The sequence below is a fragment of the Quisquiliibacterium transsilvanicum genome, from assembly GCF_014202215.1.
GTDB lineage: Bacteria > Pseudomonadota > Gammaproteobacteria > Burkholderiales > Burkholderiaceae_E > Quisquiliibacterium > Quisquiliibacterium transsilvanicum.
Genome location: NZ_JACHGB010000002.1, coordinates 430,416 through 443,440, shown reverse-complemented (window position 1 = coordinate 443,440; position 13,025 = coordinate 430,416). Strand labels below are relative to the sequence as shown.

At 70.1% G+C, this 13,025-nt stretch carries 14 protein-coding genes, 1 tRNA gene and 1 pseudogene; 6 read left to right on the top strand and 10 right to left on the bottom strand.

All coding sequences use genetic code 11. The features are described from left to right. The first annotated feature begins 229 nt into the window (after positions 1-229). The 4 genes from HNQ70_RS05540 to HNQ70_RS05525 all read left to right on the top strand — a co-directional run bounded on the left by HNQ70_RS05540 (position 230) and on the right by HNQ70_RS05525 (position 3,253). A complete protein-coding gene (locus tag HNQ70_RS05540; RefSeq protein ID WP_183965081.1) occupies positions 230-1,384 on the top strand; it encodes an NADH:flavin oxidoreductase/NADH oxidase in 1,155 nt (384 codons plus the stop codon). 89 nt (positions 1,385-1,473) lie between these two features. Then, complete coding sequence (locus tag HNQ70_RS05535) at positions 1,474-2,166, top strand: DUF1538 domain-containing protein (RefSeq protein WP_183965079.1); 693 nt, start codon at positions 1,474-1,476, stop codon at positions 2,164-2,166. Continuing rightward, positions 2,163-2,897, top strand: a complete 735-nt coding sequence (locus HNQ70_RS05530) for a DUF1538 family protein (protein WP_221302647.1) — start codon at positions 2,163-2,165, stop codon at positions 2,895-2,897. The genes HNQ70_RS05535 and HNQ70_RS05530 overlap by 4 nt, the downstream gene beginning before the upstream one ends. 2 nt (positions 2,898-2,899) lie before the next feature. Next, positions 2,900-3,253: a P-II family nitrogen regulator gene (locus HNQ70_RS05525; protein ID WP_183965077.1), complete on the top strand. Its 354-nt coding sequence runs from the start codon at positions 2,900-2,902 to the stop codon at positions 3,251-3,253. A gap of 44 nt (positions 3,254-3,297) precedes the next feature. On the opposite strand, the gene HNQ70_RS05520 is transcribed toward HNQ70_RS05525, so the two are convergent. The 7 genes from HNQ70_RS05520 to HNQ70_RS05490 all read right to left on the bottom strand — a co-directional run bounded on the left by HNQ70_RS05520 (position 3,298) and on the right by HNQ70_RS05490 (position 9,072). Further along, positions 3,298-3,903, bottom strand: a complete 606-nt coding sequence (locus HNQ70_RS05520; protein WP_183965075.1) for a pseudouridine synthase — start codon at positions 3,901-3,903, stop codon at positions 3,298-3,300. A 150-nt stretch (positions 3,904-4,053) separates the two neighbouring features. Next, positions 4,054-4,275: a glycine zipper 2TM domain-containing protein gene (locus HNQ70_RS05515; protein WP_183965073.1), complete on the bottom strand. Its 222-nt coding sequence runs from the start codon at positions 4,273-4,275 to the stop codon at positions 4,054-4,056. Between the two features lie 136 nt (positions 4,276-4,411). Beyond that, a complete protein-coding gene (locus tag HNQ70_RS05510; RefSeq protein ID WP_183965505.1) occupies positions 4,412-5,176 on the bottom strand; it encodes a Crp/Fnr family transcriptional regulator in 765 nt (254 codons plus the stop codon). A 29-nt stretch (positions 5,177-5,205) separates the two neighbouring features. Beyond that, positions 5,206-6,795, bottom strand: coding sequence for a diguanylate cyclase domain-containing protein (locus HNQ70_RS05505; protein WP_183965071.1), 1,590 nt, complete (start codon positions 6,793-6,795; stop codon positions 5,206-5,208). A 15-nt stretch (positions 6,796-6,810) separates the two neighbouring features. After that, entirely contained in the window at positions 6,811-8,304 is a 1,494-nt protein-coding gene (locus HNQ70_RS05500) for an ATPase domain-containing protein (protein ID WP_183965062.1), read from the bottom strand. After that, a complete protein-coding gene (locus HNQ70_RS05495) occupies positions 8,301-8,768 on the bottom strand; it encodes a hypothetical protein (protein WP_183965060.1) in 468 nt (155 codons plus the stop codon). Before HNQ70_RS05495 ends, HNQ70_RS05500 begins: the two co-directional genes overlap by 4 nt. Positions 8,769-8,850: 82 nt before the next feature. Further along, entirely contained in the window at positions 8,851-9,072 is a 222-nt protein-coding gene (locus HNQ70_RS05490) for a hypothetical protein (protein WP_183965058.1), read from the bottom strand. A 5-nt stretch (positions 9,073-9,077) separates the two neighbouring features. On the opposite strand from HNQ70_RS05490, the pseudogene HNQ70_RS20600 reads away from it, so the two are divergent. After that, positions 9,078-9,197 (top strand): annotated as a pseudogene (locus tag HNQ70_RS20600) (multicopper oxidase domain-containing protein); the annotation flags it as partial. Positions 9,198-9,311: 114 nt separating this feature from the next. Then, positions 9,312-10,706 carry a cardiolipin synthase gene (gene cls, locus HNQ70_RS05480; RefSeq protein WP_183965054.1) on the top strand — a complete coding sequence of 465 codons (1,395 nt, stop codon included), beginning with the start codon at positions 9,312-9,314 and terminating at the stop codon, positions 10,704-10,706. A gap of 18 nt (positions 10,707-10,724) precedes the next feature. Here cls and HNQ70_RS05475 read toward each other — a convergent pair. From HNQ70_RS05475 to HNQ70_RS05465, 3 genes are all read right to left on the bottom strand, one after another. Further along, a tRNA-Ser gene (locus tag HNQ70_RS05475) sits at positions 10,725-10,812 on the bottom strand. 25 nt (positions 10,813-10,837) lie between these two features. Further along, complete coding sequence (locus HNQ70_RS05470; RefSeq protein WP_183965052.1) at positions 10,838-12,421, bottom strand: long-chain-fatty-acid--CoA ligase; 1,584 nt, start codon at positions 12,419-12,421, stop codon at positions 10,838-10,840. A 21-nt stretch (positions 12,422-12,442) separates the two neighbouring features. Then, entirely contained in the window at positions 12,443-13,015 is a 573-nt protein-coding gene (locus HNQ70_RS05465) for an NUDIX domain-containing protein (protein WP_183965050.1), read from the bottom strand. Positions 13,016-13,025: the final 10 nt, after the last annotated feature.

The following is a 13,025-nucleotide window of genomic DNA, read 5'->3' as shown; positions in this document are numbered from 1 at the left end:
GAGCACGGCTTGCGCAGCCTGCCACCCCATGAGCGGCACCAGTTTGAGCCTGCCACCCGCAGCGGCGCTGTTCCGCCTGCGCGGGCGAACCGGGCCAGCCTGGCATGAAGCGATCGAGCAGAGACCCTCGCTCCGCGGCCAAGCGCGAAGCCCCCGAAACCGCTACATCGAGCGCTGCGCGGCAGCAATGCGCAGCCTGCAGCAGCAATAGAAAGGAACCCCGACCCCGATGGCCCATCCCCTGCTCTTCACCCCGCTCTCCATGCGCGGCGTCACCCTGCCCAACCGGATCGTGGTCGCGCCGATGCACCAGTACTCCGCGGTGCGCGGCTTCGCCAACGACTGGCACCTGATGAATGCCGGCCGCTATGCGGCCGGCGGCGCCGGCTTCGTGATGATGGAGTCCACCAAGGTGGAGCGGCGCGGCTGCGGCACGCTCGGCGACCTGGGCCTGTGGGACGACGCCTTCATCCCTGGCCTGGCCCGCATCGTCGACTTCATCAAGGGCTGCGGCTCGGTGGCCGGCATCCAGCTGGGGCATTCCGGACGCAAGGCCCGCACCGGCCGTCCCTGGGAAGGCGGCCGCCCGCTGGAGCGCAGCGCCGACGTCGATGACTGGGACGCCTGGGAGCTGGTGGCCCCGAGCGCGATTGCCGCGGACGAGCGCTCGCCCGTGCCGCGCGCGCTGGAGCGCGCCGAGATCGCCGCGGTGGCGCAAGCCTTCGGCAAGGCGGCTGCACGCGCGCACACCGCAGGCTTCGACGTCGTCGAGATCCACGGCGCGCACGGTTTCCTGATCCACGAATTCCTCTCGCCGGCGGCCAACCAGCGCACCGACGACTACGGCGGCTCGGAACGCAACCGGATGCGCTTCGCGATCGAGGTAGTCGAGGCGGTGCGCGCCCACTGGCCGCAGGACAAACCGCTGTTCCTGCGACTGTCGGCCGAGGACGACGCCGGCTGGGGCCCGGAGCAGAGCATTGCGCTTGCCAAAGAGGTCAAGCCGCTGGGCGTCGATGTGATCGACTGCAGCTCGGGCGGCATCCTCGGCAAGGCGCCGTCGGTGGCGCCCGCCTACGACTACCAGGTGCCCTACGCCGAGCGAATTCGCCGCGAGGCCGGCGTGCTGACCATGGCCGTCGGCCTGATCGTGCACGCGCAGCAGGCGGAGCGCATCCTGCAGGACGGCCGCGCCGACCTGATCGCACTGGCGCGTGAGATGCTCTACAACCCGAACTGGGCGATGGACGCCGCGCAGAAGCTGGGCGTCGACCCGAAATTCGAGATGTTGCCCCCGCCCTACCAGTACTGGCTGTCGCGGCGCGCGGCTACCGTGCCGGGCGTGGTGCCGTCCACCTACGGTCCGGGCGACCTGCCGGACTGACCCTCGCCCGGGATCGGCACGGTCGCGGTTCGTCCGGTTCACCGGGCGGACCGCCGGGGTCGCGGCGAGCCTGTTCGAGAGGTCGGTCGATGCTGAAGCTGCTTGCCTCCAAGCTGAACGAAGTGCTCAGGGCGATCGCGCCGCTGATCGCCACGGTCTGCGTCATGCAGCTCACGTTCGTCCATGCCCCCCTTGCGCAGTTCCTCCAGTTTCTCGCGGGCGCGGCGCTCGCGGCGATCGGCATGCTGCTGCTGTTCGCGGGAATCGAGCACGGAATCCTGCCAATGGGCCGCTTCATTGGCGCGGAACTGCCGCGCAAGGGCTCGATCCTGCTGATCGCAGGGGTGGCTGCGGCCCTCGGGTTCGTCACCACGGTCGCCGAGCCGGATGTCCTGATCCTCGCCGGTCAGGTCGCCGCCGCCTCGGACGACGGCATTCCCGAGCGCCGTCTGGTCTACCTGATCGCCGCCGGCGTCGGCCTCTTCGCAGCGGCGGCGCTGCTGCGCATCGTCTTCGGCTTCCCCCTGAACCGGCTGCTCGCGGTCGCGCTCGTCGCCGTCCTCGCGCTCTCGCTGCTCGCACCGCCGTCGGTCGCGCCGCTGGCCTACGACGCCGGCAGCGTCACGACCGGAGTCCTCACCACGCCGGTCCTGCTGGCGCTGGCGCTGGGCGTCGGTTCGGTGCTCGCCCGGCCCTCTGGCGCCCTCGACGGCTTCGGCCTGCTGGGACTCGCCTCGCTGGGCCCGATCATCGTCGTGCTGCTCGTCGGCTGGCTGGCGTGAGCGGCGTCGCCATGCTCGAGCTCGCCGCCGCGACCGCCTGGAGCGTGGCGGTGGCGGTGGCGCCGCTGCTGCTGCTCTTCCTGGTGTTCCAGGTGCTGTTCCTCGGGCTTCCCGTCAAGGAGGTGTCGCGCATCCTGGTCGGGACGCTGGTGGCGGGGGCCGGCCTGTTCCTCTTCCTGCTCGGCGTCAGCATCGCCTTCCTGCCGTTCGGCAAGCTGATCGGCGAGGCGGTGGCGACGCTGCCGAGCAGCTGGATGGCGGCATCCTTCGGAGCCGTCCTCGGTTTCGTCACTGCCTGGGGGGAGCCGGCGGTTCGCGTGCTGGCCAACGAGGTCGAGGAAGCCTCCGGCGGAGCGATCCGCGGCTCGATGGTTCTGCTTGCGATCTGCGTGGGGGTCGCCGCCTCGGTGGCCGCCGGCATGCTGAGGATCATCCACGGCATCCCGCTGCTGTGGTTCGTGCTGCCAGGCTATGGGCTCGCGCTGGCGGCGCTGTGGCTCAGCGACCGGGACTTCGTCGCAATCGCCTTCGATTCCGGCGGCGTGGCCACCGGACCGCTCGCCAACAGCTTCCTGCTGGCCCTGGCCCTCGGTGCGTCGTCGGCCAGCGCGGGCCAGGATCCTCTCGTGCAGGGACTGGGCCTGGTGGCACTGATCGCGCTTGCGCCGGTGCTTTCCGTGATGACGCTTGGCGTGCTGATCCGCTGGCAGGCGCGCCCCAGGAGACCGTGAAAATGTCTGATGAGACCTACTCCCTGATCGTCACCATCGTCCGCAAGGGCTGGGGCAGCACGGTGCTCGAAGCCTCGGTGAGCGCCGGCGCCCGCGGCGGCACCGTCCTGCTCGGCCGCGGCGCGGGCGTCAACGAGCGGGAGAAAATCTTCGGAGTGTCCATCGAGCCGGAGAAGGAGATACTGCTCACGGTGGTGCGCGCGGACCGGGCCGACGCGATCCTCGCCGAGATCGAGCGCGCGGCAGGCCTCGAGGAGGTGGGCCACGGTATCGCCTTCGTCGTGCCGGTGGACAAGCTGGTCGGCGTCGCCCATTTCATGCGTCTTCTGCAGAACGGGAATGACGCGGGGGAGTGACGCAGCGACAGCGACAGCGACAGCGACAGCGACAGCGCCGATTTTCAGCCGCCGCGGCGCCCGCGCAGGCCTCCCCGCTCCGGCGCGAGCGGCCCGGAAGGCGGCCGCGTGAGCTGCGCGTCGCGCCACTGCCCCGGTGCAAGCCCCTCGACCCGCCAGGGCCCGACGGCGAGCCGCACCAGCCGCAGCGTGGGCAGGCCCACCGCCGCGGTCATGCGCCGCACCTGCCGGTTGCGCCCCTCGCGCAGCACGATCTCCAGCCACGCATCCGGCACCGTCTTGCGCATGCGCACCGGCGGGTCGCGCGGCCACAGCCAGGCCGGCGGCTCGCATTGCCTGGCTTCGCACGGCAGCGTTCGGCCGTCGCGCAAGTCCACGCCGCCGCGCAGCGCCTGCAGCGCCGTCTCGTCGGGCACCCCCTCGACCTGCACCAGGTAGAGCTTGGGCAGCTTGTGCCGCGGATCCGCGATGCGATGCTGGAGCGCGCCGTCATCGGTCAGCAGCAGCAGGCCCTCGCTGTCGGCGTCCAGCCGGCCCGCCGGATAGACGCCCGGCACCGCGACGAAGTCCGCAAGCGTCGGCCGCCCTTCCCCGCCGGAGAACTGGCACAGCGCCCCGAAGGGCTTGTTGAGGAGGATCAGGCGGGCCAAGGATGGACAGGCGGCAGGAAAAGCCCGGGATGTCGGGCGAACGGGGACTTGACTGGGACTTGAATCTTGCCAGGATCGGGCCGATCGGAGGGACGGCGTGCCAGCCAGCCACCAGACCCGCTCCTCCGGTCAGGGGGAGCGGGTGCCGGCTTACTTGCGCTTGCTGACTTCGTGACCGATCACCCCGCCGACGGCTGCGCCGCCGACCGTGCCAAGGGTGCTGCCCCCCGTGAGCACCGCGCCCCCGATGGCGCCGGCCCCGGCGCCGATCGCCGTGTTCTTGTCCTGGGTGGACATCCCTGCGCAGGCCCCGAGGCCGAGCAGCATCGCCGCAGCAAACGTACCGGCTGCAAATCTTTGAATCGTCTTCATTGCATCACCTCTGGATCGTAAACCGGGTGCAGCGTTCGTCGCGCATCTGCGCGACGACGACCGCTCGCCCTGAACCTCCAGTGTGGACGGAGGTGTGCGCACCGTCTGTCTGCCAGCGCACGCCCGCCGCAGCGCCCTAGTCATCCGAAGACGCCGGCGCGACCTCCCGCAGCATCCGGTCGTATTCGGCCTGGATCACGGCGCGGCATTCGCAGCTGCGCTGCGCCAGGCCCTCGCGGTCCAGCACCGTGATATGCCCGCGCCGATAGGCAATCAGCCCGGCGTGCTGCAGCGCCAGTGCTGCCTCGGTCACGCCTTCCCGGCGCACGCCGAGCATCTGGGCGATCAGTTCCTGCGTGATCGCCATCTCGTCGCCGGTCATGCGGTCCAGGTTGAGCAGCAGCCAGCGGCACAACTGCTGGTCCACCGTGTGATGCCGGTTGCACACCGCAATCTGCGCCATCTGCGCGATCAGCGCCTGCGTGTAGCGCAGCAGGATGCGCAGCACCTCAGTGGAACGCGAGAACTCCTCCTGCAGCTGCGCGCCGGAGATGCGGTAGCCCGCACCCCCGCAGTGCACCACGGCGCGACCGGGCGTCGACCCCGCGCCCATGATCAGCGGCACGCCGACCATGCCTTCGTCGCCGACCAGCGCCACCGAGGCCGAAGCGCCGCTCTCGGTCACGTACATCAGCGACACGATGGCCGAGGTCGGGAAGTAGGCGTGGGTGAGCGGCACGCCCGACTCGTACAGCACCTGCCCGGGCGGCATCGCATAGGGCTCGATCTTGGCCCGCCAGCGCAGCCAGTCGACGTCGGGCAGTGCGGCCAGCAGCCGGTTATGGCGGGGGTCGTTGACCCCGAGCCGGGCTCCGGGGGCGGCGTCCGGCGCGGTCGGCATGCTGGCGCCCTGGGCGGCATCCATCTCGGTCACCGATGACGCGGCAGCGTGACCGCGAAGCGGCTGCCCCGGTGCAGGCCGTCGCTGTGGGCCGTGACCTCGCCGCCATGGGCCCGCACCATGGCCCGCACTGCCGTCAGCCCCAGACCCAGGCTTGGCAGGTCGAGATCGAGCGCCTGCAGGTCCCGCGAGAAGGGCTCGAACACCCTCGGCAGCGCCTGCGGCGAGATGCCCATGCCGTCGTCGGCCACGGTCAGCGTCACGGTGTCGTCGCTCGCGCCCACCGACAGGTCGATGCGTCCGCCGCCCGGCGTATGCGCGCAGGCGTTGTCGATCAGATTGGAGAGGATCTGGTCGACCAGCGCCGGGTCGGCGTCGACCTCGATCGGCTGCGCCGGCCGCTGCCAGTGCAGGCGCAGGCGGTGCTGCTCGAAGGTCGGTCTCTGCGCGGCGACGGCCGCATCGACTGCCGCGATCAGGTCGACAGGGTGGCGATGCAGCACCAGTTCGCCCGGCTTGCCGCCTGCGGCCTCGACCAGGTCGTCGACCAGGCGGCTCATGTGCGCCATGCGCCGCTCCACAGTGTGCTGAACGCGCACCAGCCGTGGCTCCAGGCCGGGCGCATGCCCCAGCATCTCGGAGGCAATGTGCACCGGCGCCTGCGGGTGGCGCAACTCTGCCGCCACCGCGCGCATGAACGCCGCCTGCCGCTCCCGGGCCTGCTCGGCCGCCTCGCGAAGCTCCTGCGCGCTCAGCACGGCCAGCACCAGCTCCTCGTTGGCCTGACGAAGGTCGGTCAGCCGACGCTCGGCGACCAGCGGCGCGACGGCAGGCGCTGCTGCGGCGGCCAATGTTCGCGGATCCCGATGAAACCCGGCGCTGCCCGGGCCGCGTCGCTTGCTGGCGTACATCGCGGCGTCGGCATGCTCGATCAGGGTATCGATGTCCTCGCCATCGTCGGGATAGACCGCAATCCCCACGCTCGCCGTCACTGCCGCGGCGCCGCCGTCCACGTCCATCGGCGCCGCGATCGCATGCAGCACCTTCTCGGCCACGGCCTGCGCGTCCGCCGCCCGCGCCAGGTCGGCCAGCAGGATGAGGAACTCGTCGCCGCCGTGGCGGCTTACGGTATCGACCTCACGCACGACAGCCTCCATCCGGTCGGCCAGCTGGCGCAGCACGAGGTCGCCGAAGGCGTGGCCGCGGATGTCGTTGATCTGCTTGAAACCGTCCAGGTCGACGAACAGCAGCGCGCAGCGCCGGCCATTGCGGCGCGCCTGGGCCACCACCTGCGCGAAGCGCTCGAACAGCGTGTGGCGGGTGTGAAGCCCCGTCAGCGGGTCCAGCGTCTTCGCGTACGCGGCATCGGCCAGGGCCTGCCGGGCCGTCTCTGCCTCGGCCTGGCTGCTCAGCGCGGCGAGCACGAGCTGCTCGTTGGCCTCGACCAGCTGGGTCACCGGGCCGAGCTCCGAGCGCCGCTCGGCTTCCACCACGTCCTGCAGCAGGCGCACCAGCAGCGCCTTGATTGCCTCGACTTCGACGCCCAGGCGCGCGAGCGTCGCTTCGGCCTCGGCCACCGCAGGATCGGTGGGCGCAGGACTCGGGGGCCTCGTCTTCATCGGCGGCGGCGGCGCTCAGCCGCCCTCGGCCAGGTCCACCGGCGGCGGCCGGTCGGCCAGGGGCTTGCGAGTCGGCCTGCCGCCGAGCAGACCCTCCTGGTCGGCCAGCATCTCGCCCATGTGGATGCCGTCTGCAGAGATTTCGTACAGGCGCAACTCGTTCGAATGCGCGCTGGCGCGCACCTTGACCACCGCCATCACGCGCCGCAGCCGGCTGTCGACCTCGATGTAGCGCTGCACGATGATGGCGTCGGTCAGGAAGGCGGCGCCATAGGGGCTGAAGCGAAGGTCGGTATAGCGGTCCTCCAGCTCCGAGGTCATCAGCACGGTCAGCCCGGCGCGCGTGAGCGCCGTCACCAGCCCCAGCAGGGACTCGCGGAAGTCGGTGCGGAAGGTCGGCGCCAGCGCCAGTTCGAAGCCGCTGAGCGAATCCAGCACGACGCGCGTGGCGCCCAGCCGCCGCACCTCGGAGAGGACCAGCAGCACGATCTCGTCGATCGACAGGTCCGGCTCCCGGCTGTCGATCAGGCCCACCTGGCCACGGGCGATCAACCCGGCCAGCTGCGGGTTGCGCGAACGGTTGGGGTGCTGTTCGAAGGCGGCCACCACACCGGTCTCGCCGCGGCGCACGCCCTCGGCCAGGAAAGAAGCCGCGAGCACGCTCTTGCCGGACCCCGACGGCCCGGCCACCAGCAGCGAATAACCGCGCGGCAGGCCGCCGCCGAGCATTTCGTCGAGCTCCGGCACGCCTGTCAGCGCCCGGCTGCCCAGCGAGGCCGGGGCCGGCCCGGCGGCGCCGGCGGCGAGATGCTGCGCCGGCGCGAACACGCGCACGCCGCTGCCGTCGATCCGGAAGGTATGCAGGCCCGGCAGGCTGGGCTGGCCGCGCATCTTCATGATCTCGATCTTGCGGACCATGGAGTTGCGCTGCACGCTCTGGCGCAGCCAGATCAGGCCGTCGGCCACCGTGAACACCGGGTTGGCGTCGTTCTCGTTGAAGTATTCGCCGATCAGGAAGGTGGTCGCCTGCCAGCTGGTCATCAGCATGCCAAGCTGCTGCACGAAGAGCTGCAGGCTGATCTTCGGGCTGCCCGCGTGCTCGCTGGCGAACACCACCGAGCGGAACGAATCGACGAAGATCAGCCCCGGATCGTGGGCGCTGACCTCCTCGACGATGCGCGCCAGCACCCGCTCCAGGTCGCCGCTCATGGCGTCGTCGGAAAGGCTGACGAAGCGCACGCTGCTGCCGATGGCCTCGCTGTCGAAGAAATCGAACTGCTGCTGGTAGCGCAGCATCTTCAGCGGCGGCTCGCCCAGCACGGTGAAGTAGATCGCCGGGCGCTCGGGCGTGGCCAGCGCGAACATGATCTGGTGCGCCAGTGTCGTCTTGCCGCTCCCGGGCTGGCCGGCGATGAGGTTGAACGAGAATTCCGGCAGCCCGCCGCCGAGCACCTCGTCCAGGCCCGGCACGCGGGTAGCCAGTCGGTTGATGGTCGCTTTGGTGGTCATGGCAAGAGATCCTGCGCAGGCGTGTCGCCCGTGGATGGAGTCCAGACGGAATGGAGGAGCCGGGTCGTCAGCGCAGTGCCGACCAGGCTGACGAGCAGATCGCGAAAAGCCTGGAACAAGGCTGCCCCACCGTCGGCAGCTTCGGCCGACGGACGCAGGAGCAGCGCTGCCTCGAGCGCCGCCGGATCGACCGCGTCCAGCGCACCGCCACGTCCAGCAGCCAGCCAGGGATGACTGGCCGAGACGAGCTTCAGGCTGCGATTGAGCAGCGCGGCCACGCCACGTTCACCAATGATCGGGTCGAGGGCGGCCGCGCTCTCGAGCCAGATGGCCATGATCGCGGCGACCACCTCATCGATGCCGGCGTCGGAGCGCAGTCGGCTGGCCAGCAGCTCGGGCCACCGGTTACCTTGTTGGCTATCCAGTGGCATGGAGCGCTGAACGTGGGATTCGGAGGTCACCATGGTATACCCTGCGCCCGCCGCGCCCGCCGCGCCCGCCGCGCCCGCCGCGCCTGCGTCGGTCGCGCGGCCCGCCCCACGCGGGTCAAGCCTTGCGGCCGCCGAAGACAAGCAGCAGCACACCGACCACCAGCGCGCTGCCGCCAGCCCAGACCGGTATGTTCACCGTCCGGGTGTCCTTCACGGACAACTCGATCGGCCCCAGCTTTGCGCGGCTGGTCTCGCGCGTATAGCTGAAGCCGCCGTAGACCAGGGCCAGCACGCCGGCGGCGATCAGGGCCAGTGCGGCCGTCTTGATGGCATTCATCACGCCCCTTCCATATTCATGGTCACCGGTTCCGGGTGATACGGCTCGGCATCGCCACGCCGGCGCCTGCCAAAAACACAGGGTCGGCGACATCGGGGCGATGGTCTGTGCGCTGGCGAACATAGCCAACGGATGCCGTGGCGATTGCCGCGGGTTTCCGTGCGCGATTGCCGCGGGTTGCCGCGCGCAGGACCCCTGGCTTAGAGTGTCCGCTCCCCATCCTGCGCCCGGAGATGCCCATGACACGCTGGCCGACGCCGGCCCTGATCGCCGCCTGGGCGACGCTGACCGTGCTGATGCTGGCGGGGTGCAGCAGCCCGCCCGTGATCGCCACCGACGCCAGGCAGGGACGCGCGGCCGCGGTGCCGCTGCGGAGCGCCGCCGGACCGCTGTCGGCAGCGCAGAGCAAGGCAGTCCTCGACCGCCTGGCGCGGGGCGGCCAGCCGAGCGATTTCTTCGACCGCCACCTCGCGCGCGAGGAGGCCTTCGCCGGCAGCCCGCTCACCACCGGCAACCGCGTGCAGCTGCTGCGGGACGGCCCGGCCACCTATCAGGCGATGATCGACGCCATCGGCGCAGCGCGCGACCACGTCAACCTCGAGACCTACATCCTCGAGGATGACGAGGTCGGCCGGAGATTCGCACAAGCCCTTCTGGCCAAGCGGCGCGAGGGGGTCCAGGTCAACCTGATCCACGACAGCGCCGGCACCGTCGGCACGCCGGCCGCGTTCTTCGACCGCCTGAAGGCCGACGGCGTCGCCGTGCTGGAGTTCAACCCGCTGAACCCGGCGCTGACGCGCAAGGAATGGGAGCTCAACCGGCGCGACCATCGCAAGCTGCTGATCGTCGACGGGAGCACCGCATTCCTGGGCGGCATCAACATCAGCAGCGTCTACTCCGGCGGATCTTTCCGGCCGGGATCCCGCGCCCGCGGCGACCTGGGGCCGCGATGGCGCGACACCCACCTGCAGCTCGAGGGCCCGGTGGTGGCCGAGCTGCAGAGGCTCTTCTTCGCCGCCTGGGACAGCCAGAAGGGAGCGCCCCTGCCCCAGGCCAACTATTTCCCGCCGCCCCGGACGGCCGGCCGCGAAGTGGTGCGCGCAATCGGCAGCTCTCCGGACGAAGCCTACAGCCAGTTCTACGCCACGCTGATCTCGGCAATCGGCAGCGCGGAGACCAGCATCCGGCTGACCAACGCCTATTTCGTGCCCGACCCCCAGCTGGTCGAGGCGCTCGAGGCGGCCGTTCGCCGAGGCGTCGAGGTGACGCTGATCCTGCCCAGCCAGACCGATTCGGGGCTGGTCTTCCACGCCGGCCGCAGCCACTACGCGCGGCTGCTGCGCGCCGGCGTGAAAATCCACGAACGCCAGGGCGCGATCCTGCATGCCAAGACCGCGCTGATCGACGGCGTATGGTCCACAGTCGGGTCGACCAACCTGGACTGGCGCAGCTTCCTCCACAACTACGAGCTGGACGCGGTGGTGCTGGGTGCGGACTTCGGCCGGCAGATGCAGGCGATGTTCGACGCCGACCTGGCCGCGTCCCGGGCGATCACCCGCGAGGACTGGCGTCGCCGCCCGATCGACCTGTGGATCAAGGAGCGGTTCTCGCGGCTGTGGGCCTACTGGCTGTGAGGGCTGGTGACGGTACGCTGGCGGAAGCGGGGAGATTCGAACTCCCGAACGGTTGCCCGTTGCCGGTTTTCAAGACCGGTGCAATCGACCACTCTGCCACGCTTCCGAGGGCCGCACTATAGCGCAGCGGCTCAGGCCACGTTGCGCTCGCGCCCCTTCCAGTACGGCTCGCGAAGCACGCGCTTGAGGATCTTGCCGCTGGGGTTGCGCGGGATCTCCTGGACGATGTCCACGCTCTTGGGGCACTTGTAGTGAGCGATGCGCTCGCGCATGAAGGCGATGATCGCGGCGCCGGTGGTCTCGGCGCCCGGCTTCAGCACCACCACCGCCTTCACCGCTTCGCCCCAGGTGCTGTCCGGCACGCCGATCACCGCGCCGTCGGCCACGTCCGGGTGCTTCATCAGCACGTTCTCCACCTCGGCCGGGTAGATGTTCTCGCCGCCGGAGATGATCATGTCCTTGATGCGGTCGTGCATGAAGACGTAACCGTTGCGCATGTAGCCCGCATCGCCGGAGCGGAACCAGCCGACGCCGCGCTCGTCCAGGTCGACGAAGGCGTCCGCGGTGGCCTTGTCGTTGCGCCAGTAGCCCTTCATGTTCTGCGGCGAGCGGATCCAGATCTCCCCCACCTGGTCGTCCGGCAGTCGTTGGCCGCTCGCGGGGTCGAACACGCCGATGTCCACCGCGCGGATCGCCTTGCCCGCGGAGCGCAGCAGGAAGGCCTTCGGGCCTTCGGGGACGTGGTCCTCGGGCGGCAGCGCCGCGATGGCGCCGGTGGTCTCGGTGAGGCCGTAGACCTGGATGAAGTTGCACTTGAGGGTGCGCAGCGCGTCGACCAGCACCCGCTCGCTGATCGGCGAGGCGCCGTAGGCGATCGCGCGCAGCGACGAGTAGTCGCGCCGCTCGGCGCCGGGCACCTGCAGCATGAACTGGATCATCGCCGGCACCAGGAAGGCGTGCGTGATCCGGTGCTGCTCGATCGCGTCGAGCACTCTGGCCGGGTCGAACTCCGGCATCATGATCGTCGTGCCGCCGTCGATGTACGCGATCAGCGCCATGCCGATGCCGGCGATGTGGAAAGTGGGCAGCGCATTGAGCATCACGCTGTCATTGCCCGAGTACTCCATGCACTCGGGCACCGTGCGCTCGAAGGCTGCGGCCAGCGAGCGATGCGACAGCTCCACCCCCTTGGGCAGCCCGGTGGTGCCGGACGAGTACAGCTGCAGCGCGGTGTCGTCGCGCTGGCCGTCGTAGCCAGGGTCGATGGCTTCGTGCGCAGAGGCCCAGGTCTCGAGCAGCACGGGCCCGCCGTCCACGGCGCGGTCGGTCAGCAGCCGCAGCTTCACCTTGGGCAGCGCCAGCGGCGCCACGAACTGCAGGAACTCGGCGTCGACCACCATCAGCTTCGCTTCGCCATGGTCGACCACGTACTCGACCTCCGGCGCGGCCAGCCGCCAGTTGACCGGCATGCAGACGGCGCCGATCTTCTGCGCGCCGAGCATCAGCGCGAAGCATTCGGTGGTGTGCTTGGTCAGGATCGCGACGCGATCGCCGTGGCCGATGCCGATGGCGAGCAGGCCCTGGGCAATGCGGTTGCTGAACGCATCGAGCTCGGCGAAGCTCCAGCTGCGGGTCGGCGTGATGAAGGCCGGCTTGTCGGCCCGGTCGCGCGCGCGCAGGCGGGAATGCTCGAGGACGGTCTTTTCGTATTCCATGGGTGATTCAGCTCCTGAGCTTCAGGCCGGCTGGAACTCCGGCCAGGGCCACTGCCCCGACACGAACTTCTCCAGCCAGAACACAGCGATTTGCGTCTTGACGTCGGACACCCTGCCAGCCCTCAGCTCGTCCACCAGCCAGCCCAGGGTGACCACCTCAAGGTCGAGGAACTCGTCCTGGTCCAGCGCGCGCCCCACATGGGTGAGCCCGCGGCACAGGAAGATGTCGAGCGCTTCATCGGCAAAGCCGATCGCAGGGTGGATGCGGGTGACCAGCGCCCACTGGGCGGCGCGATAACCGGTTTCCTCGACCAGCTCGCGCTGCGCGGTCTGCAGCGGAGTTTCGCCCGGATCCAGCTTGCCCGCCGGGAACTCGAGGAAGACCTCGCGCAGCGGGTAGCGGAACTGGCGCTCCACCAGCACGCGTCCGTCGTCGAACAGCGGCACCATGGCCGCCGCGCCCGGATGCATGATGTACTCGCGGGTGCGCTGCGCGCCGTCGGGCATGCGCGCCTGGTCGCGGCGCAGCTTCAGGAACACGCCTTCGTAGACCAGCTCCGACGAGAGCTCGATCTCCCGCAATCTCTTGCTCATGAAGCCGCTC

Bases quoted from the DNA above. Each gene is read 5' to 3' on its own strand.
- HNQ70_RS05465 (WP_183965050.1), bottom strand. From the start codon at position 13,015: ATGAGCAAGAGATTGCGGGAGATCGAGCTCTCGTCGGAGCTGGTCTAC.
- HNQ70_RS05510 (WP_183965505.1), bottom strand. From the start codon at position 5,176: ATGCCGACCGCGCCGGACGCCGCCCCCGGAGCCCGGCTCGGGGTCAAC.
- HNQ70_RS05505 (WP_183965071.1), bottom strand. From the start codon at position 6,795: ATGAAGACGAGGCCCCCGAGTCCTGCGCCCACCGATCCTGCGGTGGCC.
- HNQ70_RS05540 (WP_183965081.1), top strand. From the start codon at position 230: ATGGCCCATCCCCTGCTCTTCACCCCGCTCTCCATGCGCGGCGTCACC.
- HNQ70_RS05500 (WP_183965062.1), bottom strand. From the start codon at position 8,304: ATGACCACCAAAGCGACCATCAACCGACTGGCTACCCGCGTGCCGGGC.
- HNQ70_RS05490 (WP_183965058.1), bottom strand. From the start codon at position 9,072: ATGAATGCCATCAAGACGGCCGCACTGGCCCTGATCGCCGCCGGCGTG.
- cls (WP_183965054.1), top strand. From the start codon at position 9,312: ATGACACGCTGGCCGACGCCGGCCCTGATCGCCGCCTGGGCGACGCTG.
- HNQ70_RS05535 (WP_183965079.1), top strand. From the start codon at position 1,474: ATGCTGAAGCTGCTTGCCTCCAAGCTGAACGAAGTGCTCAGGGCGATC.
- HNQ70_RS05470 (WP_183965052.1), bottom strand. From the start codon at position 12,421: ATGGAATACGAAAAGACCGTCCTCGAGCATTCCCGCCTGCGCGCGCGC.
- HNQ70_RS05495 (WP_183965060.1), bottom strand. From the start codon at position 8,768: ATGGTGACCTCCGAATCCCACGTTCAGCGCTCCATGCCACTGGATAGC.
- HNQ70_RS05515 (WP_183965073.1), bottom strand. From the start codon at position 4,275: ATGAAGACGATTCAAAGATTTGCAGCCGGTACGTTTGCTGCGGCGATG.
- HNQ70_RS05525 (WP_183965077.1), top strand. From the start codon at position 2,900: ATGTCTGATGAGACCTACTCCCTGATCGTCACCATCGTCCGCAAGGGC.